A 20,057-nucleotide genomic window follows, 5' to 3' on the forward strand; every position below is an offset into this window, starting at 1 on the left:
CAGCCGCAACTGTTTCTGATCGTACTGGTCGCATTAATTGCCGGCAGCTGGCCGTTCCTTGGAAAACAGACTGATTTCAGCCAGCTGTCGCTCACCGGAACTGACCCCGTTTTTGCCATATTGTGGGCAATCGGTATTGCCTGCTCGCTCGGAGCGGCTTATCAGGCAAAATATCACCGCCTGGTCGCACTGATCCTGATGGGAGGAGCGGGCCTTGTCACCTGCATGACGTTTGTCTGGTTCTCTGCGCCTGATCTGGCTGTAACCCAGTTACTGGTGGAAATTGTTACTACTGTCCTGATTCTGCTGGGCCTGCGCTGGTTACCCAAAAGAGTGGAACAGATTGATGTCGCTTCGACCCCGGCTGCCCGGGCACGCAGACTCCGTGATCTGGTACTGGCTATCGGCTGTGGAGGAGGAATGGCACTGATTGCCTGCAAAGTGATGATGGAGGCTCCGTTATCGAACTCAATTGCCCGGTTTTTTCTGGAGCGCGCTTATTCAGAAGGTGGCGGCAACAACGTTGTTAATGTCATTCTGGTCGATTTCCGTGGTTTTGATACGTTCGGAGAAATCACCGTGCTGGGCATTGTGGCCCTCACCGTGTATGCCCTGCTGCGGCGTTTCCGGCCGGCACCGGACAGCATTGATATTCCCGAGCAGCAGCGCAGGCAAAATGATTTTGATGATCGCCATCCGGAACGCCAGATCGGGGAAACCGTACACGATTACCTGATGGTGCCGGCAGTTATCATGCAATGGATGTTTCCGTTCATCATTCTGCTGTCCGTTTACTTCTTCCTGCGCGGCCATGATCTGCCGGGCGGCGGATTTGCCGCCGGCATTACGCTGGCAATCGGCCTGCTGCTGCAGTATCTCGCCAGCGGTACACGCTGGGTGGAAGATCATCTCTATATCCGGCCAGTCCGCTGGATTGGCTCTGGTCTACTGCTGGCAGTACTGACCGGAATGGGGTCATGGCTGTTTGGTTTCCCTTTCCTGACCACATACTCCAGCCATCTGGAAATTCCGTTAATCGGCCAGCTGTCCATGGCCACGGCGCTGTTTTTCGATCTTGGCGTTCTGCTGCTGGTTGTGGGGGCAACCGCCCTGATGCTGATTGCAATAGCGCATCAATCCCTCCGCAGTCATCGCGCGCGCCTTTCTGAAACAGGAAAAACCGGGGAGACTGACTAATGGAGCTGATTCTGTCTCTCGGTATCGGAATACTGGCCGGATCAGGCGTCTGGCTGCTGCTGCGCCCGCGCACCTATCAGGTCATCATCGGGCTGGGATTACTCTCGTATGCCGTTAACCTGTTTATTTTCAGTGTGGGCCGGCTGGTAACAGACAGCCCTCCTGTTACGCAAACAGCCGTACAAACAACTGCGCAGGCAGGCACACAGATTGATCCGGCCGCTTTTGCTGATCCGGTACCGCAGGCACTGGTCCTTACGGCAATTGTTATCGGTTTTGCCACGACTGCACTGTTCCTGGTCATTCTGCTGGCTTCGCGCGGCTTAACAGGAACCGATCATGTTGATGGTAAGGAACCTGATCGATGATTTCATCTCCGGAACACCTTGTTATTGCCCCCGTCCTGATTCCATTCATTGCCGGCGTATTGCTGCTTTTTTTCGATGATCGCAGCCGCAAGCTGAAAGCATCCGTATCGGTTCTGTCAACCGTCGCCCTGCTGGTGGTGTCCATTGTACTGCTGCGCATTACGCATACCGGCGGCAATACAAATGAAGGCAGCATTGCTGTTTATCTGCTCGGGAACTGGCCTCCGCCATTTGCCATCAATCTGGTGCTGGATCGTCTGTCTGCAATGATGCTGGTTCTGACAGCGACACTCGCTCTGCCCACACTCATCTTTTCACTCGCGCGCTGGCAGAAGGCCGGTATACATTTTCATACGCTGTTTCTGCTGCTGCTGATGGGGTTGAATGGGGCTTTCCTGACCGGGGATCTGTTCAATCTGTTTGTGTTTTTCGAAGTGATGCTGGCTGCATCTTACGGGCTGGTACTGCATGGATCAGGTTTACTCCGGGTAAAGGCAGGATTGCATTACATCGCAATCAATCTTGTTGCCTCACTGCTGTTTCTGATCGGGGTTGCCCTGATTTATGGTGTGACCGGTACACTCAACATGGCTGATCTGGCGCTGCGTATCCAGCAGATCGATGAAGCAAACCGTACCATGCTGGAATCCGGAGCAGCTGTTCTGAGTGTGGCTTTCCTCATCAAGGCAGGTATGTGGCCATTGAGCTTCTGGCTGCCTGCAACCTACGCTGCAGCACCGGCACCATCAGCAGCTATTTTTGCCATCATGAGCAAAGTCGGTATTTATGTACTGCTGCGTCTGTCACTGCTTTTCTCCGGTGGTGCTTCCGATTTCGCAGAAAATCTGTGGGTGCAGATATTACTGTATGGCGGTCTGGCAACCATCAGCTTTGGTACCGTCGGTGTGCTCGCATCACAGACACTGGGACGATTTGCCGGTTTTTCGGTACTGATTTCTTCCGGGACGCTGCTGGCAAGTACAGGTCTGTCACAAACCGGGGTAACTGCCGGCGCCCTGTTTTATCTGGTAAGTTCCACACTGGCAATCAGCGCACTGTTCATGCTCATTGAACTGATTGAAAGAGGGCAGAATATGGCGGCGAGCGTTCTGGCCGTTACCATGGAAGCTTTTGGCTATCACGATGAAGAAATGGAAAACGAGGAAATCGTTGGAGTTGCCATCCCCAGAACAATTGCCGTGCTGGGTACCAGCTTTGCTGCCTGTGCTATTTTGCTGGCCGGTCTGCCGCCACTTTCGGGTTTTGTTGCCAAATTTGTTATTCTCAATGCCCTGTTCAGTCCTGACGAATCAGGGCAGGTACACTCTATTCCGGCAACATCATGGTGGTTTCTGGTATTACTCGTTTTTTCCGGGCTGGCTACCCTGATCGCCATGAGCCGCTCCGGCATACGTGCTTTCTGGGCCCCCCCGGTAGATACGGCACTGCCACGCGTACTGCTGATTGAAATCGTACCGGTTGCCGCCCTGCTGTGCATGACACTCATACTGACCCTGCAGGCGGGGCCGGTGATGCGTTTTATGGAAGCAACCGCAACCGGCCTGCATACCCCGCAGCCCTATATGGAAGGTGTTATGAAGACATCGGGTATGGTATTACCACCAGTGGAAACAACAGAATGAACAGGCTGTTTCCCTACCCCTTTCTGGTCGTTCTACTGGTGATTACCTGGCTGATGCTGGCCGGTTTTTCAGTTGGCCAATTTCTGCCCGGCACCCTCACCGCGATTATGGCTGCCTGGGGACTGGCCGCGCTGCACCCGGTAAAACCACGGTTCCAGCGCCGGGATTTACTGTTTAAACTGGCAGCTGTTGTATTTTATGACATTATTCGTTCCAACATTGCCGTTGCCGGAATTATCCTGCGTGGCGGCAAAAAAGCCGGGGTATCCAGCTTCATAACCATTCCGCTTGATTTACGTGATCCGACGGGACTGGCCATTCTGGCCGTCATCATAACCGGCACACCCGGCACAGCCTGGATTGACTACAACTCCGCGCGCAGTACTCTGACACTGCACGTTTTCGATCTGGTCGATGAAGCTGCCTGGCTGGATCTGATCAAGAATCGCTACGAATACCTGTTACGGGAGATATTTGAATGAGCGCTATCATTTTTTTCTGGTCTGTTACTGTGGCACAAACTGCTCTGGGAATTGCCATGGTGCTGGCATTTGCCCGCATGATCAGGGGCCCCCGTGCTCAAGACAGAGTGCTGGGGCTGGATGCGCTCTATAGTAATGCGATGCTGCTGATGCTCGTTTTCGGTATCGGTACCGGCAATTCTCTGTATTTTGAAATTTCTCTGATTATGAGTGCACTGGGCTTTGTAGCCACCGTAGCCCTGGCCAAATTCCTGATGCGAGGGGAGGTAATTGAATGAATCCTGTCACCGATCTGCCGTTATGGGCTGCATGGCTCATTGCTTTTTTTCTGCTGCTTGGTGCCGGATTAACCTTGATTGGCTCGTTCGGGCTTTTCCGCCTGCCGGGTTTCTACGACCGCATTCACGCACCCACGCTTGGAACAAGCTGGGGAACAGCCGGTATTGTTATCGCCTCGGTGATTTACTTCAGCGTCACGGAATCACAGCTTGTTCTGCATCCATTACTGATTGGTGTGTTTGTGACGGTCACTACACCGGTCACTCTGATACTGTTGAGCCGCGCCGCGCTTTATCGTGATCGCGCAGAAAATAACCCTGATGTTCCCTCACTGCAACTGCTTGAAAACACCTCTCAGGAATCAGGATCGAAAACAGATTCCGTAACCGTTCACGAAAGCATTGGTACTGCAAAGGAATGACCGGATTATTTACAGCCGGACAGGAGAATTTTCAGGATGGGAACAGGGCTGAAACAAAAACATTAACTGTTCCGGGGCTCACCTTATTTCATCCGGGTCACAGATAAAAGGGAAGCCCCGGGCAGTTATAAAACTCAGCTGCGTTGTACAACCCGCTTATTTGTGCATTGCACGCTTAAACATACGATCAATCTTGGTTTCGGTATCAATTGAACGTGCATTGGCTTCATTCGCTTTATCCAGCGCCTGATTGGCAGTATTCACTGCATCACTGGCGGTTGTTCTGGCAGCAGCTGCATCAGCCCTGGTTGCAGAGACATTGGACTCAAGCGCATCAACACGTGTTCTGAGCGCTTCTACCTCTCCCGTTGTTGCGCAAGCAGACAAACCGGCACATGCGCCCACTAACACAAGCATTGTTACTATTCTTTTATTCATATTATTTATCTCCTTAATAAAAAAACACCACTCCACACTTTCACCTCTGTGTTTCGAGGGAAACACACACAACCTAACCCGATTTTTAATACATTGCAATATACACACAATAAAATCCGGAAGCGCCGCTATCACAGCATTCTACGCTGCCAGCAGCTTCCGGCTCAGTTCGGCACCCGGTCGGGCTGCGATACGTTCAAACCAGGGACCGATATTCGGCAGGCTGCGATCAAACGGCTGATTGACCGTCACTCCAAAATCCAGCCATACATACAGCCAGATATCGGCAACAGTAAAGCGCTCACCACATAAATACGGTCCTGCTCCAAACATACTGTCCAGCCAGCGCAACCGGTCCTGTGCCACGCGCTTTAATCCGTCAGCCGCTTCGGGCAATACCGGGATCCGGGATTCAAACCGGGCAAGCCCTTCCGCATAATGGTATGCGTTGTGCATGAATTCCGTAATATTGAGCTCCACCCGCCGCCACCATTGCCGGGTTTGTGCACGCTGTTCAGGCGTACTGCCGATCAGTGCCGGTAAGGGATAAAGCTCCTCCAGATATTCGGCAATGGCAACCGCTTCTGCCAGTGTGCTGCCATCGTCCAGGCGCAATGCCGGGGTTTGTCCGGCCGGATTGACAGTCAGATAAGGCAGTTGCCGGTTTTCTCCGGTCATGACATCCACCGCCACTGCCGGCAACTGCAACTGCTTTTCCAGTAAAAACATCCGCAAGCAACGCGGTGCGGGGCTGTGCGCGTCATAAATCAGCATGAATCAACTCCATCATTACAAGCAGAATGCCACCCGGCCACATACAGCTGAAATTATGCAACCAGAATACATGACAGGAAAGTATAACCGGAAAACATAATAACCACATTGCGGTAATAAATGGCTGCTCTCACTTATCTCAAGCCACTCTGGATATTTTTTCTATCAGGGTATTTACGGGGCCATTACCTGGAGCGTGGTCATTGACCCACTCCACCAGCGCATGTGCAGGCATGGGGCGACCGAACAGATAGCCCTGCACCTGGTCACATCTCGCTTTTCTGAGGAAAGTAAATTGTTCATGCGTCTCGACACCCTCTGCCACCACTCTGTGTCCCAGCGAATGTGCCATCTGGACAATAGCAGTAACGATTGCTTCAGATTTCGAATTTTTACCAATATCATCTATCAGGGATTTATCAATCTTCAGCACATTGAACGGCAGGTGTGAAAGCTGGTACAAATTGGAGTAGCCTGTACCAAAATCATCAATCGAGGTTTGTGCGCCAGCTTCCCGCAGTTGTTCCAGGCGTGACTTTGCCGCTGCAAAATCAGACATAATCATTGATTCGGTAAGTTCGATCTCGACAAGCAGCGGGTCGACCGTGTGCTGTTCAAGAATAGTGAGAATTTCATTTGCTATGCCGGAACGTTCGAACTGTACCGGGGAAACATTGACCGCAATAGGTATCGGCATCCCCGCTTCCCGCCATGCGTGTGCCTGCCTGGCCACCATACGCAGAATACTCGCGCCAAGTGCCGGCATCAATCCGCATTGTTCGGCTATTTCAACAAATCTGGACGGTGGTATCGTTCCTTTTTGCGGATGTTCCCAGCGCACCAGCGCTTCAACACCCGTAATCTGCAAGGTCTGGGTATTCAGCTTGGGCTGATAATGCATGCTCAGCATATCCTGCTCAATCGCTTTGCGCAGGTCTACCTCAATCTGGCTACGCTCGATCGCAATATTTTTCAGGGATTCGTCAAAAAACCGGTATTGATTTTTACCTGACTCTTTTGCCGAATACATGGCGATATCAGCATTGATCAAAAGCTGTCTGGGATCATCCGAGCTGGTTGTCACCTGGGCGATACCAATGCTGGCTCCAATTCTCAGTTCATTATCGCTGATTAGAAAAGGCCTGTTTACTGCCCTGAGAATATCTGCAGCATACTTCTCAAGCACATCCTGGCGAGACTCCCCCGGCATGATAGCCACGAATTCATCTCCGGCAAAACGGGCAAAAACAAGTTTCTCGGGACAAGTCTGGCGCAACTCTCCAAATACTGTCGTGCAATTCTCAATCTGGTCGCGTGTCAGGTTAAAACTGTCTTCGATAATTCTCTGGCTTACCTGGCGCAGCAATTCATCTCCTCCATCATGACCCAGTGTGTCATTGATGCGTTTGAAGCCATCGAGGTCGATGAACATCAGTGCCCCCTTGCAGTCAGCACTTCCCCGCATTCGTGCGGCAAGTTCCAGAACATGGCTGACTACGGCCCGGTTGGGCAATCCCGTCACGGCATCCGTATACGCCAGTGTATTGATCCGCACGATATTGGAATTGAGGCGGTCGACCATCGCACGAAAACTGTCAGCAAGGCTGCCGACTTCACAGGCACAATCCACATCTACCGGTCTGTCGAAATCTCCTGCCGCTATGGCATCGGTACTCTTGTTGAGCTCGCGGATAGTACCTGTCAGTTTGTTTGCAGCAAAATATGTTATCGCTGCAGGCAGCAGGATACTCAGAATGACGATTCCCATTACCCATACACCGGATGCTCCGGATTCCATGAGCGGAAATACGTAGTAGTACTGCAGAAAAATGCATAATGTCGTGAAAACCAGCACCATCAGGGTGAACCGGATCGTGATGCTGTTTAATCCTTTTCCTTTGATTTTTTTAAGCTTTGGAACAGCGCTCTCCGCATGAGCAGCAAGATGCATTACCCGGGTTTTATATCTAGCAATAATCAGCTTCACCAGTTTTCCTTTTTGTCTGAGTACCCGATGTTCCAAAATACTGCCAGTTAATCCGGGGTGATTGACACATTATAAAATTGGCAGCCTGAATTTATATTTCGATTACCGAGGTGAATTCGTTAGTATCTTTGAGAATAAACGGATAAATACATGAGATCTTTAATTTTTGGCTCAGCCAGCCGCCCTATCCTGTTCTCAGGATACTGACTGCTAAGTTCCGCCCTGGTAACCACATCTGCCGAAATGGAATCCGGATCCATAGTGTTACACTACAGCGGCATAGGAGATACAGGGGCGGATGCCTTCGGAAATATCCCGACGTTTATTTGCTATTATCAGAAAACCAATACTATTCCCATGGATGAGAACGCCAGCCTGCTGGCACTTTTTACCAGCAGTTTTCTTGCTGCAACATTATTGCCGGGAGGCTCTGAAGCAGTACTGGCCGGAGTACTGGTTGCCTATCCTGATCTGTTCTGGCCGGCACTCAATCTCGCCACACTGGGCAATACACTGGGAGGAATCAGTTCTTATGTGATTGGACGCTTCTTACCTGACGAACAGGCGCTGTCAGCCAAAATTGGCCGCCATGTTCACGGGCTGGAGTGGACACGCCGCCGTGGGGCTCCCATATTGTTCCTGTCCTGGCTGCCACTAATCGGCGACATCCTGTGTGTGGCTGCCGGGTGGCTGCGGATCAACTGGGTCTCGGCAGCGTTTTTTATTGCTGCGGGTAAATTTGCAAGATATTGGGTGATTGCTTCAGCTATCAGTTCAGTCTGACAGGCAGGCAAACTTACTTCTCAAGCAATTTCTTAAGTTCGCCACTTTGAAACATTTCAGACATGATGTCCGACCCGCCGATAAACTCTCCATTAACATATAACTGGGGGATGGTAGGCCAGTTGGAATAATCCTTGATGCCTTGACGTATTTCTGAATCAGCCAGCACGTTTACCGCAAAGAAATCTTCAACTCCACAGGCGTTCAGTATCCGCACTGCATTGGCGGAAAAACCACACTGAGGCTGATCCGGGGTCCCTTTCATATACAGTACTACGGGATGTGAAGATACCTGTTTTTCAATAGATTCAACGATATCCATATTTCATTTCTCCTTAAAATTTATAAAGCAGTTACGTACTTAATCAACAACACGGCTATTTTAACCGGGATTATTTTATCCATATTGCCCTCCCGTGACTCTATCTATGCCCGCAAGATCCGTTCTGGTAAACAGGCGGGTAAAACCGGTTTCACCCAGTAACTCATGACATACCGCAGCCTGGTCATAACCATGTTCCAGCATTAACCATCCGGATGGCACAAGATAATCCGGGGTCTGTGTAATGATACTGCGCAGACAATCCTGGCCGTTACGTCCGGCCGTCAGCGCTGCAATTGGCTCAAAACGCAGATCTCCCTCTTCCAGATGCGGATCACCTTCAGCAACGTAGGGAGGATTGGCCACGATCACATCAAATTTTTCAGCAGTAAAGTGAGAAAACCAGTCAGCCTTAATGAATACTACATTCTTTACAGCGTGCTTTTCAGCATTCCTGCGCGCTACAGCTATTGCCCGAGCAGAAAGATCAACTGCCATCACACAAGCCTCAGGACGATGTTTGGCAATAGTAACTGCGATCACTCCACTCCCGGTTCCCAGATCAAGCACGTTACATTCACGATCAGCTGGAATTTTAGCCAGCGCCATCTCTACCAGCAGCTCAGTTTCAGGGCGCGGAATCAGCACATCAGGCGTTACCTCAAACACCAGATCGTAAAACCCCTTTGCTCCTGTCAGATAAGCGACCGGCTCCCCGGCAGCACGCCTTGCAAGCAGCTGCCGGAAACGATTTATCTGGTCCACGTCAGGCGACCGGTCAGCATGTGCAATCAAATAAGCGGCATCCGTATTCAATATGCTCTGTAAAAGCCAGCGCGCATCAATACGGTCAACGATAGCAGCAGCATTTTGCAAGAGCTCACCGATTGTAATAGAAGTATCAGCAGGCGCCTGCACCGGAATAAACTGACTGTTCCCGGTCATTTTTCTGTCAAAGCGGCCAGTTGCGCAGCCTGATGTTCGGCTGCCAGCGCTGAGCATAGCTCGTTCAGCTCGCCATCCACGATCTGGTCAATTTTATAGAGTGTGAGATTGATTCTGTGATCGGTGATTCTGCCCTGCGGGAAATTATAGGTACGGATTCGCTCCGAACGCTCACCACTGCCAACCAGTGATTTTCGGGCTGCAGCCTGCTCAGCCTGCTGTGCACGCACCTGTTTATCGAGAATACGGGCAATCAGAACGCTCATTGCCTGTGCCTTGTTTTTATGCTGGGATCGCCCCTCCTGGCACTCAGCCACAATCCCTGTCGGCAAATGAGTAATCCGCACGGCTGAATCTGTTTTGTTGATGTGCTGTCCTCCGGCTCCGGAAGCACGGAAGGTATCAATTCTCAAATCAGCCGGGTTCAGAGTAACACCGGCAATCTCATCCGCTTCCGGCAGAACCGCAACGGTACAGGTTGAAGTATGAACACGCCCCTGAGTTTCAGTTGCCGGAACACGCTGTACACGGTGTGCACCTGATTCAAACTTGAGTCTGGAATAAGCACCATAGCCGACAATCCGGGCAATAATTTCCTTGTACCCGCCCACATCGGAAGGGCTTTGTGAAACGATCTCCACCTGCCATCTTTCCCGCTCTGCATAACGGCTGTACATACGGAACAGATCACCGGCAAACAGGGCAGACTCATCTCCTCCCGTGCCTGCCCGTATTTCCAGATAAATATTGCGTTCGTCGTTCGGATCCCTGGGCAATAACTGCTTGAGTATCTCGGTCTCGATATTTGCGAGTTTCTGCTTGCCTGCTTCGATTTCAGTTTCAGCAAAATCCCGGAATTCCGGATCTGCACTCATTTCCCTGGCAGTCGCCAAATCCTGTTCAACCTGCTGATACGAATGATAAAGCCCCGTTACCGGCTCAATTTCAGCCCGTTCACGGGAAAGCTTCCGGTAATTATCCAGGTCAGCTGTAATGCTCTCATTACTGAGCAGCTTGTCCAGCTCACCCAGCCGCATACTCAGCCGGGTGAGCTGATCGATAATTCCCTTGTTCATTGCGGGTGATGTAGCTGATATAACCGGTTAACAAGCTCGATCAACTGTTCACGTTCATGATCCGTTGCGTGATTCAGCACGGAAGAAGGAAGATGAAGAAATTTATTGGTTAAACCACTGCTAAATGATTCCAGCACTTTTTCGGGATCTTCCCCTTTGGCCAGCAGTTTGTATGCGCGAGCCAGCTCGTGGCGACGATACCGCTCTGCCTGATCACGCAGCGCCCGAATAGTCGGCACACTTTGCCGTGTGGCAACCCAGTGCATAAAATCAACAACATTGGATTCAATAATTGTTTCTGCCTGGGTTACTGCACCCTGGCGGTTGTCCAGTCCTTCTTTGACAATATCTGCCAGATCATCCACATAATACAAAAATACATCATCCAGCTCAGCCACTTCCGGTTCCACATCTCGCGGAACTGCCAGATCCACAATAAAAACCGGCCGATGTTTACGCTGTTTGATTGCCCGCTCCAGCATCCCTTTTCCAAGTATCGGTAACGGACTTGCAGTGGAAGTAATCACAATATCGTGCAACGCCAGCTGATCCGGTAATTCCCCCAGAGAAATGGCACGCGCATTAAAACGCTGGGCAAGTGCTTCCGCACGCTCTACCGTACGGTTTGCAACGGTCACTTGTATGGGATGTCTGGCAACAAAATGGGCAGCACACAGCTCAATCATTTCACCGGCACCAATAAACAGGACTTTTTGTTCACTGATATTGCCGAAAATTCGCTCGGCCAGTCGCGCAGATGCGGCTGCCATTGAGACGGAACTTGCACCTATTTCCGTAGAAGTACGCACCTCCTTGGCCACATAAAATGTGCGCTGAAACATTTTGTGCAGCAATAATCCCAGTGTCCCGGCCTGCTCGGCTGATTTCACTGCATTTTTCATCTGCCCCAATATCTGTGGCTCACCCAGGACCATGGAATCAAGTCCGCTGGCAACACGAAAAGCATGTTTAACCGCCTGCTCCCGCAGAAGCTTGTAAAGATAGGGTTCTAAATCACCAATTCTAAGGTGGTGAAAATCAGCAAGCCAGCTGATCGCTTTATCCGGTGTATCGGTATTGCAATATATTTCAGTACGGTTACAGGTCGAGACAATGGCCGCCTCTTTGACCAGCTGGTGACCTACCAGATCATGCAGCGCATGCCGCATTGATTCATCTGAAAAAGCCACGTGCTCACGTATGTCTAAAGGTGCTGTATGATGATTGACACCAAAAGCAAAAAGTTGCATGAAAAGTATCCTGCTGACACCAGTCCAAAGTTGGTCAATTATAACGGAAGTTATACCGCCTCATTCAATGGAAGTTCCGTAATCGCACGCTGTACAGCAACTTGCCCCCCAACTGTTCAGCCGGCCGGAATCCAGCTTGACACTGGGGCTGCGACATTTCTACCATAGCGGTTTCTTCAGGGAGTCATTGTGTCAATCGAGTCAATCAGAAACGTTATCGCCGGTGATATGAGTGCGGTGGATAATGTTATCCAGCAAAAACTTTATTCCCAGGTGGTGCTTGTCCGGCAAGTGAGTGAATACATCATTCACAGCGGTGGAAAAAGATTACGGCCGGCATTGGTTATCCTGGCAGCAGGATTGTTCGATTACCAGGGCGCACATCATCATAACCTGGCTGCAGTGGTTGAGTTTATTCATACGGCAACACTGTTGCACGATGATGTGGTGGATGAATCCGCGTTACGCCGCAATCAGGCTACTGCCAATGCACTGTTTGGAAATGCCGCCAGTGTGCTGGTGGGGGATTTTCTTTATTCACGCGCATTTCAGATGATGGTAGAAGTTGAAAATATGCGGGTTATGGAAGTGCTGGCTGATGCCACCAATACCATTGCTGAAGGTGAAGTGCTCCAGTTAATCAACTGTCGCGATCCTGATGTAGAAGAAGAAAATTATCTGCAGGTCATCCGCTTCAAAACTGCCAAGCTTTTTGAGGCGGCTGCCCGGCTGGGAGCGATACTGGGAGGAGCCACACCAGCTGAAGAAGAAGCGCTGGCGGCTTACGGCATGCACCTGGGAACCGCATTCCAGCTCGTGGATGATGTGCTGGATTATTCGGGAAATGATCAGGATACAGGCAAAAATCTGGGAGATGATCTGGCGGAAGGGAAACCAACCCTGCCACTGATATTTGCCATGCGCTCAGGCACACCGGAACAGGCAGGTATTGTCCGTCATGCAATCGAAAGTGGCGGAAAAGACGGGTTTGAGCCGATACTTAAAATCATTCAGGAAAGTGGTGCGCTTGATTATGCCAGGCAATGCGCCCAGAATGAAGCCAGCCTGGCCATCTCTTCAATCACCGCCATTCGTGATTCTATCTATAAGCAATGTTTGCTAGAATTGGCCGAGTTTGCAATCACAAGAAATTATTAGTGCTGAAACTGCTATGCCTGGTACGATCATCCATCATAACAACTGTCTCGCCGGCAGCTTGAGTGTTTTTCGCAAGTGTTAAAAATGTTAATTTAGTCAGCCGTTTCACTCGGGGTGTAGCTCAGCCTGGTAGAGTACTGCGTTCGGGACGCAGGAGCCGGAGGTTCAAATCCTCTCACCCCGACCAGGCATATGTATACTATATTTATCTGGCCCCGGAACATACGGACTCAGGCAGCAAAAGTACAATCCGCCCTCTGACAGCAGCATAACGCGTGGTGGCATGCCGCATGAGCGTAACAGTGCAAGTCACGACGCAATCAGACTGGTGCAAAGACATGCATATAGACTGTTTCCTGCTGTCTGGCGAAAAACTCTCCCGACCCCGGATCTGGCGCCGATACCCGGCCTCTTTCATACAGTATGTTTCCGCCCGGTTTTTCTGGAATGGCGTTACAATCTTTTAGAAAGTCTGACAAATATCAGGCCGCAAGAGGTTTAGGGTCGTGGCTGGAAACTTCTCTCTCAAACCCTCTTCAGCAAACAGATGGACAGGGAATTAAGCTCCTCAGCAAGACGGGGTCCGGGTTTCTGCTGGCCTGTCAAGCGGCTGTCATTTCGGCATACCCGGAAACTCCACCCAATATCCGCCGAAAAAATGTCACTTTCTTCGAATAAAGAGATGACTATTAAATCATTTGACTGGAGGATACTGGAAATGGAAATCACCTGCTATCGCGATTCTGAAATCAAACGGGAAAAACGGACTCTGCCGGCAACCACCTATAATCTGGCTATTAAATTACTGGCCCGCTGTGAAACAAAACAGCTATTCATTCCCATTCGCAGCATGCAATACCTGGCTATCGTTGATACCGAAGAATTTGTATTTGTCGATAGTCAGCGTAAATGCTGGGTTGATATTGCCTGGCAAAATTTTCACTCACATGAACGCGAGGCACTTAATCAGCCGATAGAATATGAGGCCGTCTTTTACCGGGAAGATCAAACAGATCTTATGCAACGTCTGCAAAGTGAATTTCCGTTTGCTTTGAGCGCAATGATGGCCAGGCAGGCTCCCCGCGGCCAGGCGAAGATCATCTCTTTTCGGCAAAGAACGTTAACTGACAACCCCTGACAGTGAAAATAAGGAGAGGTATCAGGCTGGAACACACCTGATATTGCTTTTATGATCACGTAAAAACGTAATCACCATAACGGCGTTCACCAGTTAAAAACCACCCCTGCAGGTGGTTTTATCATTTTCTGGTACAGACTATTGATTTGGGGGGAGAAGCTGTTACAGAATCCGGCCCGACAAAGTCAGGGATGTGTTTCTGTCAGGATTCATCACTGAGGTCAGTATTCCACCCGCTATCCCTGGCGACAGAGATTCTGTGTGCATAGAAAGATGAATGCCGCTGCTGCAATTCTGGCGGCAAGCGACTGGGAAGGTGTGCATAAGGCTCCCACGCTGCATAAACCTCCTCATACAGATTCTGCATCTGGGACATGCTCCAATCCGTGCACCTTTCACTCTCGGGCAGGATGCCAAAAACCCAGGCATCAATCACAATACGTCCCAAGGGGGTCAACCCGCCATCTGCATCCTGGTCAACCCCCGAATAAGTTTGTTCGCTCATAAATCACCTTTAACTCACTTTAACGCGTCAATCCGGCATACAGCAGCGGCAACTTTTCCGGCAACCGCTCGATATGATCCACCACCATATAGTTCCGCATTCCAAAAATTCTGGATACATACTGATCTGCGCGAGGGTCGAGGCTCATGCAATAGGTCAGTATTCCGGAACGCCCTGCTTCTTCTACCGCCTTTTTAGTGTCAAACCGCAGGTATTGCGGATCACGCACGTCGACATCAGCCGGTTCTCCGTCCGTTATCACCAGCAATAATCTCTTGGCAGCACGCTGCAGTTTCAGAAAATGGCTTGCATGACGTATGGCCGCCCCCATGCGTGTAGAAAGCTGGCCTGTCATACCCGCCAGTCTCATCTTGGGGACTTCATTGTAGGGCTGATCAAAATCCTTGAAACGGTAATACTCAACATCATGCCGGCCATCCGAACAGAAACCGTGTATTGCGAAAGGATCACCAATCCGGTTAATTGCATCTGCCAGCAGCACAGTTGCCTGCCTGGTCAAATCCAGCACTGTAAAATCCTGGCCATTCACCTTGTTATTAGTGGATTCAGACAGATCCAGCAGCACCATTACTGATATATCCCTTACCTTGCGCACCGCGCGCATCATGACACGCGGATCCGGGTGCTGTCCCATACGGATATCAATAAGTGATGAAATTGCGGCATTAATATCAATTTCATCGCCATCTTCCAGCTTGCGGATTCTTTGCACACCTTGTGGCTGCATCGCATCCAGCAGGAATTTCATGCGATGAATTTCCCGCTTATACTGCGCAGCAATATCATCAATAATCTGGATATCCCCGAATATTGGTCGTTTTTCCTGAACGGTTGCCCACGCCGGACGCTCAAGCTGAATCTGATAATCCCACTCCGCATAGTGAATAGGTGAAGCAACCGGTTCCTTACCGATTGATGTATTGTAGGAAACACCATAATCCTCATAAGGGAACAGTTCAGTCCCCAGCACCCATATTTCCTGAGCATCATCTCCGGCTGTTTCAACTTCAGTTTCGTTGATGAATTCCATAACACTCACATGCTTGCGTACCTGTTGGAGTGGCTCGTAGCCGGCAGCAATGGATCGCTCAAAATCGAATTCCTCAAATTCCCAGAAGTAGCGATTATCATCCAGATAAGGCGCTTTCAGCACATCCATTCTTGGATTGAACGATATTCTTTTGGCCATAATTTCATGTGCCAGCTGTACACCGATGTCCCAGCTTATCCGATTATCGGCCAAACGATCCTGCACATTGGCAAACAGCAACCGTCCCTGAATCACCCACTCATCCGGATCTTCATAGTCAGGGTCAATCAGGGCACGGGCAAGCCGGTTGAGATAGTCGCCGACCGTCACATTCATATCAGGGGTTGCGGTATGCAGCACGGACCACGTGTGCCGTAAACCAGGAAAACGGCGGATCGATAACGCCTCCACCCGTGCATCTTCGATAACAGAAATTACTGCCATCTGTAACGGATTCAGTGATTCAGCAGAAATCGGGTATTTTGTTTCTACAAGGTGTGCCGCTGCATGTGCCGCTGCTGCACGATACACTTCACTGGCTGCAATTTCACCATGGGCATCATAAGCATCCGGCAGGTGAATAATGTAATCTTCGATAAAGGGGCGGTAACCTTCCCGGCTCTCAAAATCCCCCGATGTCGGACGCATGTAAAAATCACGTGCCCACAATGCGCGCAGATAAATGTTGATACGCCGCTGGATATCGACAAACAGAGTACCTTTCCTTTCTCTTTGCAGAACAGCCTGTGATTCCTTGGAGCTCAAACTGAAATACAGAGCCTGCGCCTCGTAATCTGTGCGGTGGGCATGCGCACCCCACAACGCCCAGCGCCGCAAACCACCCAGGGTAAGCTGGTTGAACAGCACATCGAGCTTATCCAGCATAGGACGAACACCCCGGGGCGCCTGGGCAGTAAATGTATTCAGAAACTGCAAATAATTTCGGAACAGGTCCGGGTCGCCCAATCGATTGGCAGCAGTAGCTGACGTAGCAATGATCATTTCTATCACAGCACCGGATGTTTTGGATGACAGCATCAGGCAGGTGGTCGCCAGATCACTGACAATATCATCCCCCACTTCTTTTACCACCAGCGGAATCTCATTGATCCAGACATCGACCAGCGTACGGTCGCGCCCAAGCCCCTGCAATGCAGAAACTCCCTTCAGATAATTATCTATTCCACGCAGAGACAGCGTCCTGATCGCATCAGGCCAGGTATTCTCAAGCAATGACCTGGACTCGGGCTGTAATGATTCCAGCAGCTCACTGTAATCTGTCAGATTCACACTCATGATGTACCCCGAAGAAAGTTAATACCGGATAAATAGGTTGTCAGAAAAAAGTGGTAACTGCCGCATCAAGTGCGTCACGCATATCCGGATCATCAGTAATCGGACGAACCAGCGCCATACGGCAAGCTGCGTGAACCCCAACCCCCTTGGCGATCAGATTGCCGGCGTAGATCAGCATACGGGTCGAGATCCCCTCATCCAGCCCGTGTCCCTTCAGGTTACGGGCACGCTCGGCGATGGAAACCAATTTACCCGCAGTTGCTGCATCCACCCCTGTCTCATGTGAAACGATCTCGGTCTCGATGTCATGTTGCGGATAATTGAAATCCAGTGCCCCAAAACGTTGCTTGGTCGATTGTTTCAAATCTTTCATCAAACTCTGATAGCCCGGGTTGTATGAAATTACCAGCTGAAAATCGGGATGAGCAGTGACCAGCTCACCTTTTTTCTCAAGTGGCAAAACCCGGCGATTATCCGTCAGCGGGTGAATCACCACAGTGGTATCCTGCCGTGCTTCGACCACTTCGTCCAGATAACAAATCGCACCATAACGCGCCGCTGTAGTCAGTGGACCATCCTGCCAGCGAGTTCCTTGTGCATCGAGCAAAAACCGGCCAACCAGATCAGAGGCAGTCATATCTTCGTTACATGCCACAGTAATCAGTGGTTTACCCAGTTTCCATGCCATATATTCAACAAAGCGGGTTTTTCCGCACCCGGTTGGCCCCTTCAGCATCATAGGCATACGAACAGAATAGGCTGCTTCGTACAATGCCACTTCATCCATAACCGGACGATAATATGGCTCATTCTTAACGATATATTGCTTGATAACGTCGCTCATTTTTTCTCCAGCGTTAAAACGCGATTCGGTTATTAGGCAAAACAAACCCCCCGCCACTTTGCAGCAACGGGGGGTGAGTTATACAGAACCCTTACTGCGTATTCAGATTAGTATCAGACAGTCTTTCCGCGATAAACCACCATAGCGGTTCCCTGGCTCTGGTTAAAGTTGTTATACCCTACCAGACGCACATGATTGTTTGGATTGGCTTTATGGCAAGCCTCTGCTTCAGCAAGAATACGATCCACATCGGTCTCACCAAACATTGGCAACTTCCACATATACCAGTAATTGCTCATCAGAAATTCTGGCTCGGTATGCTCAACAGCCGGATTCCAGCCCTTTTTTACAATATATTCAACCTGCTTTCTGATCTGATCTTTATCCAGTGCTGGCAGATAGGAAAACGTTTCAAATTTACGGCTACCCGGATCAGTCAAACGGCTTTTATAATCAATTACTTCCGACATACATTAACTCCATTTAGATAATGATCCTTCCCATACGTTTTTTATACAGGAAGGGTGTTGATTTTACTTATGAGCTACGTCCAGTTTGTCTACCGTATCAAACTCAAATTTGATTTCTTTCCATGTTTCCATGGCGATCTTGAGTTCAGGGCTGTTCTTGGCTGCTTCAGTCAGAATCGCTTTACCTTCTTTCTCGACAGCGACTCCACGATTACGTGCTTCCACGCAAGCCTCAAGTGCCACGCGATTAGCTGCCGCACCGGCTGCATTACCCCATGGATGGCCTAAAGTACCGCCACCAAACTGCAAGCAGGCATCATCACCAAAAATGGTTACGAGTGCCGGCATATGCCAAACGTGGATACCACCGGAAGCTACCGGAATTACGCCAGGCATTGAACCCCAGTCCTGATCAAAGAAAATACCGCGGCTGCGATCTTCTTTGATGAATTTATCGCGCATAATATCGATCCAGCCTAGTGTGGCTTCGCGATCACCTTCCAGCTTGCCGACAACGGTACCGGAGTGCAGATGGTCACCACCGGACAGACGCAGAAGTTTAGCCAGTACGCGGAAATGGATACCATGATGCGGGTTGCGGTCAATTACCGCATGCATGGCACGGTGAATGTGCAGCAGCAGACCATTATTCCGACACCAGTTAGCCAGCCCGGTATTGGCACAGAAACCACCCGCAATGTAGTCATGCATAATAATTGGCGCACCCAGTTCTTTCGCATACTCAGCACGTTTGAACATTTCGTCAGGTGTGGGTGCAGTTACGTTCAGGTAGTGACCTTTGCGCTCACCTGTTTCACGTTCAGCTTTATGAATAGCTTCCATAACGAAATCGAAACGCTGGCGCCAGCGCATAAACGGCTGGCTGTTGACGTTCTCGTCATCCTTCGTGAAGTCCAAACCACCACGCAGACATTCATATACCGCACGGCCATAGTTTTTAGCTGACAAACCCAGTTTAGGTTTGATAGTACAACCCAGGAAAGCACGTCCGTATTTGTTGAGAATATCGCGTTCAACCTGAATACCGTTAGGAGGGCCACCACAGGTTTTAACATAGGCTATGGGGAAACGAACGTCCTCAAGACGCAATGATCTGACAGCCTTGAATCCAAACACATTGCCTGTCAAAGAGGTCAGCACGTTAACAACCGACCCTTCTTCAAACAAATCAATTGGATAAGCAATGAAGGCATAGAAACAGGTATCATCACCCGGGACATCCTCGATACGGTACGCACGACCTTTGTAATAATCCAGATCGGTCAGCAAATCGGTCCAAACTGTCGTCCAGGTTCCGGTTGAAGATTCTGCAGCAACCGCAGCAGCGGCTTCCTCACGATCCACTCCAGGCTGCGGTACGATTTTGAAGCACGCCAGAATATCTGTATCCTGAACGTTGTAATGAGGTTCCCAGTAGGTCTGCCGGTATTCTTTAACACCAGCGTTATAGGTTTTAACAGCCATTTCTTTCATCTCCTTGTAGAAATCCCGCCTTATTACCAGAAACCAAGGCAGGCATACAACGTTAAAAAACAATCTAAACTGCGGAAAGAACTATAACATGGTGAAAATCATAAGTTAAAATTAATAATTATAATAGTTACAATAT

Annotated in this window: 21 protein-coding genes and 1 tRNA gene; 10 read left to right on the forward strand and 12 right to left on the reverse strand. The window is 50.0% G+C overall.

Annotated features, from left to right (window positions below; all coding sequences use genetic code 11):
• From mbhE to mnhG, 6 genes are all read left to right on the forward strand, one after another.
• Positions 1-1,197, forward strand: a 1,197-nt coding sequence (gene mbhE / locus IT527_RS02280; RefSeq protein WP_292965989.1) for a hydrogen gas-evolving membrane-bound hydrogenase subunit E, incomplete at its 5' end; no start/stop codon positions are given.
• On the forward strand, positions 1,197-1,565 hold the full coding sequence (locus IT527_RS02285; protein WP_292965991.1) for a Na+/H+ antiporter subunit C: 369 nt from the start codon (positions 1,197-1,199) through the stop codon (positions 1,563-1,565). The genes mbhE and IT527_RS02285, both read left to right, overlap by 1 nt.
• Positions 1,562-3,208 carry a monovalent cation/H+ antiporter subunit D gene (locus IT527_RS02290; RefSeq protein WP_292965993.1) on the forward strand — a complete coding sequence of 549 codons (1,647 nt, stop codon included), beginning with the start codon at positions 1,562-1,564 and terminating at the stop codon, positions 3,206-3,208. The genes IT527_RS02285 and IT527_RS02290 overlap by 4 nt, the downstream gene beginning before the upstream one ends.
• Positions 3,205-3,690 (forward strand): Na+/H+ antiporter subunit E, encoded by a 486-nt coding sequence (locus tag IT527_RS02295; RefSeq protein WP_292965995.1) that lies wholly within the window; start codon positions 3,205-3,207, stop codon positions 3,688-3,690. Before IT527_RS02290 ends, IT527_RS02295 begins: the two co-directional genes overlap by 4 nt.
• On the forward strand, positions 3,687-3,968 hold the full coding sequence (locus IT527_RS02300; protein WP_292965998.1) for a K+/H+ antiporter subunit F: 282 nt from the start codon (positions 3,687-3,689) through the stop codon (positions 3,966-3,968). Before IT527_RS02295 ends, IT527_RS02300 begins: the two co-directional genes overlap by 4 nt.
• A complete protein-coding gene (gene mnhG / locus IT527_RS02305) occupies positions 3,965-4,390 on the forward strand; it encodes a monovalent cation/H(+) antiporter subunit G (RefSeq protein ID WP_292966000.1) in 426 nt (141 codons plus the stop codon). Before IT527_RS02300 ends, mnhG begins: the two co-directional genes overlap by 4 nt.
• 156 nt (positions 4,391-4,546) lie before the next feature.
• Here mnhG and IT527_RS02310 read toward each other — a convergent pair whose 3' ends face one another.
• From IT527_RS02310 to IT527_RS02320, 3 genes are all read right to left on the reverse strand, one after another.
• Positions 4,547-4,828, reverse strand: coding sequence for an Lpp/OprI family alanine-zipper lipoprotein (locus tag IT527_RS02310; protein WP_292966003.1), 282 nt, complete (start codon positions 4,826-4,828; stop codon positions 4,547-4,549).
• A gap of 141 nt (positions 4,829-4,969) precedes the next feature.
• Complete coding sequence (locus IT527_RS02315; RefSeq protein WP_292966006.1) at positions 4,970-5,602, reverse strand: glutathione S-transferase family protein; 633 nt, start codon at positions 5,600-5,602, stop codon at positions 4,970-4,972.
• A 139-nt stretch (positions 5,603-5,741) separates the two neighbouring features.
• A complete protein-coding gene (locus IT527_RS02320) occupies positions 5,742-7,589 on the reverse strand; it encodes an EAL domain-containing protein (RefSeq protein WP_292966008.1) in 1,848 nt (615 codons plus the stop codon).
• 357 nt (positions 7,590-7,946) lie between these two features.
• On the opposite strand from IT527_RS02320, the gene IT527_RS02325 reads away from it, so the two are divergent.
• Positions 7,947-8,372: a YqaA family protein gene (locus tag IT527_RS02325; protein WP_292966215.1), complete on the forward strand. Its 426-nt coding sequence runs from the start codon at positions 7,947-7,949 to the stop codon at positions 8,370-8,372.
• A gap of 13 nt (positions 8,373-8,385) precedes the next feature.
• Here the strand turns inward: IT527_RS02325 and grxD are convergent, their stop codons facing one another.
• The 4 genes from grxD to hemA all read right to left on the reverse strand — a co-directional run bounded on the left by grxD (position 8,386) and on the right by hemA (position 11,965).
• Positions 8,386-8,694 (reverse strand): Grx4 family monothiol glutaredoxin, encoded by a 309-nt coding sequence (grxD, locus tag IT527_RS02330; RefSeq protein WP_292966011.1) that lies wholly within the window; start codon positions 8,692-8,694, stop codon positions 8,386-8,388.
• 75 nt (positions 8,695-8,769) lie between these two features.
• The gene (prmC, locus tag IT527_RS02335; protein ID WP_292966014.1) at positions 8,770-9,639 is read right to left on the reverse strand and encodes a peptide chain release factor N(5)-glutamine methyltransferase; all 870 of its coding nucleotides are present in this window, start codon (positions 9,637-9,639) and stop codon (positions 8,770-8,772) included.
• The gene (prfA, locus tag IT527_RS02340; RefSeq protein WP_292966016.1) at positions 9,636-10,715 is read right to left on the reverse strand and encodes a peptide chain release factor 1; all 1,080 of its coding nucleotides are present in this window, start codon (positions 10,713-10,715) and stop codon (positions 9,636-9,638) included. Before prfA ends, prmC begins: the two co-directional genes overlap by 4 nt.
• Positions 10,712-11,965 (reverse strand): glutamyl-tRNA reductase, encoded by a 1,254-nt coding sequence (gene hemA / locus IT527_RS02345; RefSeq protein WP_292966019.1) that lies wholly within the window; start codon positions 11,963-11,965, stop codon positions 10,712-10,714. The genes prfA and hemA overlap by 4 nt, the downstream gene beginning before the upstream one ends.
• A gap of 189 nt (positions 11,966-12,154) precedes the next feature.
• Here hemA and ispB point away from each other — a divergent pair, with 189 nt between their 5' ends.
• The 3 genes from ispB to IT527_RS02360 all read left to right on the forward strand — a co-directional run bounded on the left by ispB (position 12,155) and on the right by IT527_RS02360 (position 14,261).
• Complete coding sequence (ispB, locus tag IT527_RS02350; RefSeq protein WP_292966022.1) at positions 12,155-13,123, forward strand: octaprenyl diphosphate synthase; 969 nt, start codon at positions 12,155-12,157, stop codon at positions 13,121-13,123.
• Between the two features lie 110 nt (positions 13,124-13,233).
• Positions 13,234-13,310 (forward strand) — tRNA-Pro (locus tag IT527_RS02355).
• Between the two features lie 471 nt (positions 13,311-13,781).
• Positions 13,782-14,261: a hypothetical protein gene (locus IT527_RS02360; protein WP_363278043.1), complete on the forward strand. Its 480-nt coding sequence runs from the start codon at positions 13,782-13,784 to the stop codon at positions 14,259-14,261.
• Between the two features lie 202 nt (positions 14,262-14,463).
• Here IT527_RS02360 and IT527_RS02365 read toward each other — a convergent pair whose 3' ends face one another.
• The 5 genes from IT527_RS02365 to IT527_RS02385 form a co-directional block, all read right to left on the reverse strand.
• A complete protein-coding gene (locus tag IT527_RS02365) occupies positions 14,464-14,766 on the reverse strand; it encodes a hypothetical protein (protein ID WP_292966025.1) in 303 nt (100 codons plus the stop codon).
• A 19-nt stretch (positions 14,767-14,785) separates the two neighbouring features.
• Entirely contained in the window at positions 14,786-17,113 is a 2,328-nt protein-coding gene (locus tag IT527_RS02370) for a nitric oxide reductase activation protein NorD (RefSeq protein WP_292966028.1), read from the reverse strand.
• A 40-nt stretch (positions 17,114-17,153) separates the two neighbouring features.
• Positions 17,154-17,957, reverse strand: coding sequence for a CbbQ/NirQ/NorQ/GpvN family protein (locus tag IT527_RS02375; protein WP_292966031.1), 804 nt, complete (start codon positions 17,955-17,957; stop codon positions 17,154-17,156).
• Positions 17,958-18,070: 113 nt separating this feature from the next.
• Positions 18,071-18,427 carry a ribulose bisphosphate carboxylase small subunit gene (locus tag IT527_RS02380; RefSeq protein WP_292966033.1) on the reverse strand — a complete coding sequence of 119 codons (357 nt, stop codon included), beginning with the start codon at positions 18,425-18,427 and terminating at the stop codon, positions 18,071-18,073.
• A gap of 63 nt (positions 18,428-18,490) precedes the next feature.
• Entirely contained in the window at positions 18,491-19,912 is a 1,422-nt protein-coding gene (locus IT527_RS02385) for a form I ribulose bisphosphate carboxylase large subunit (RefSeq protein WP_292966036.1), read from the reverse strand.
• Positions 19,913-20,057 lie beyond the last annotated feature (145 nt).

This window comes from Nitrosomonas sp. (assembly GCF_020852615.1).
GTDB lineage: Bacteria > Pseudomonadota > Gammaproteobacteria > Burkholderiales > Nitrosomonadaceae > Nitrosomonas.

Bases quoted from the DNA above. Each gene is read 5' to 3' on its own strand.
- IT527_RS02285 (WP_292965991.1), top strand. From the start codon at position 1,197: ATGGAGCTGATTCTGTCTCTCGGTATCGGAATACTGGCCGGATCAGGC.
- IT527_RS02290 (WP_292965993.1), top strand. From the start codon at position 1,562: ATGATTTCATCTCCGGAACACCTTGTTATTGCCCCCGTCCTGATTCCA.
- IT527_RS02295 (WP_292965995.1), top strand. From the start codon at position 3,205: ATGAACAGGCTGTTTCCCTACCCCTTTCTGGTCGTTCTACTGGTGATT.
- IT527_RS02300 (WP_292965998.1), top strand. From the start codon at position 3,687: ATGAGCGCTATCATTTTTTTCTGGTCTGTTACTGTGGCACAAACTGCT.
- mnhG (WP_292966000.1), top strand. From the start codon at position 3,965: ATGAATCCTGTCACCGATCTGCCGTTATGGGCTGCATGGCTCATTGCT.
- IT527_RS02310 (WP_292966003.1), bottom strand. From the start codon at position 4,828: ATGAATAAAAGAATAGTAACAATGCTTGTGTTAGTGGGCGCATGTGCC.
- IT527_RS02315 (WP_292966006.1), bottom strand. From the start codon at position 5,602: ATGCTGATTTATGACGCGCACAGCCCCGCACCGCGTTGCTTGCGGATG.
- IT527_RS02325 (WP_292966215.1), top strand. From the start codon at position 7,947: ATGGATGAGAACGCCAGCCTGCTGGCACTTTTTACCAGCAGTTTTCTT.
- grxD (WP_292966011.1), bottom strand. From the start codon at position 8,694: ATGGATATCGTTGAATCTATTGAAAAACAGGTATCTTCACATCCCGTA.
- prmC (WP_292966014.1), bottom strand. From the start codon at position 9,639: ATGACCGGGAACAGTCAGTTTATTCCGGTGCAGGCGCCTGCTGATACT.
- prfA (WP_292966016.1), bottom strand. From the start codon at position 10,715: ATGAACAAGGGAATTATCGATCAGCTCACCCGGCTGAGTATGCGGCTG.
- hemA (WP_292966019.1), bottom strand. From the start codon at position 11,965: ATGCAACTTTTTGCTTTTGGTGTCAATCATCATACAGCACCTTTAGAC.
- IT527_RS02360 (WP_363278043.1), top strand. From the start codon at position 13,782: ATGTCACTTTCTTCGAATAAAGAGATGACTATTAAATCATTTGACTGG.
- IT527_RS02365 (WP_292966025.1), bottom strand. From the start codon at position 14,766: ATGAGCGAACAAACTTATTCGGGGGTTGACCAGGATGCAGATGGCGGG.
- IT527_RS02370 (WP_292966028.1), bottom strand. From the start codon at position 17,113: ATGAGTGTGAATCTGACAGATTACAGTGAGCTGCTGGAATCATTACAG.
- IT527_RS02375 (WP_292966031.1), bottom strand. From the start codon at position 17,957: ATGAGCGACGTTATCAAGCAATATATCGTTAAGAATGAGCCATATTAT.
- IT527_RS02380 (WP_292966033.1), bottom strand. From the start codon at position 18,427: ATGTCGGAAGTAATTGATTATAAAAGCCGTTTGACTGATCCGGGTAGC.
- IT527_RS02385 (WP_292966036.1), bottom strand. From the start codon at position 19,912: ATGGCTGTTAAAACCTATAACGCTGGTGTTAAAGAATACCGGCAGACC.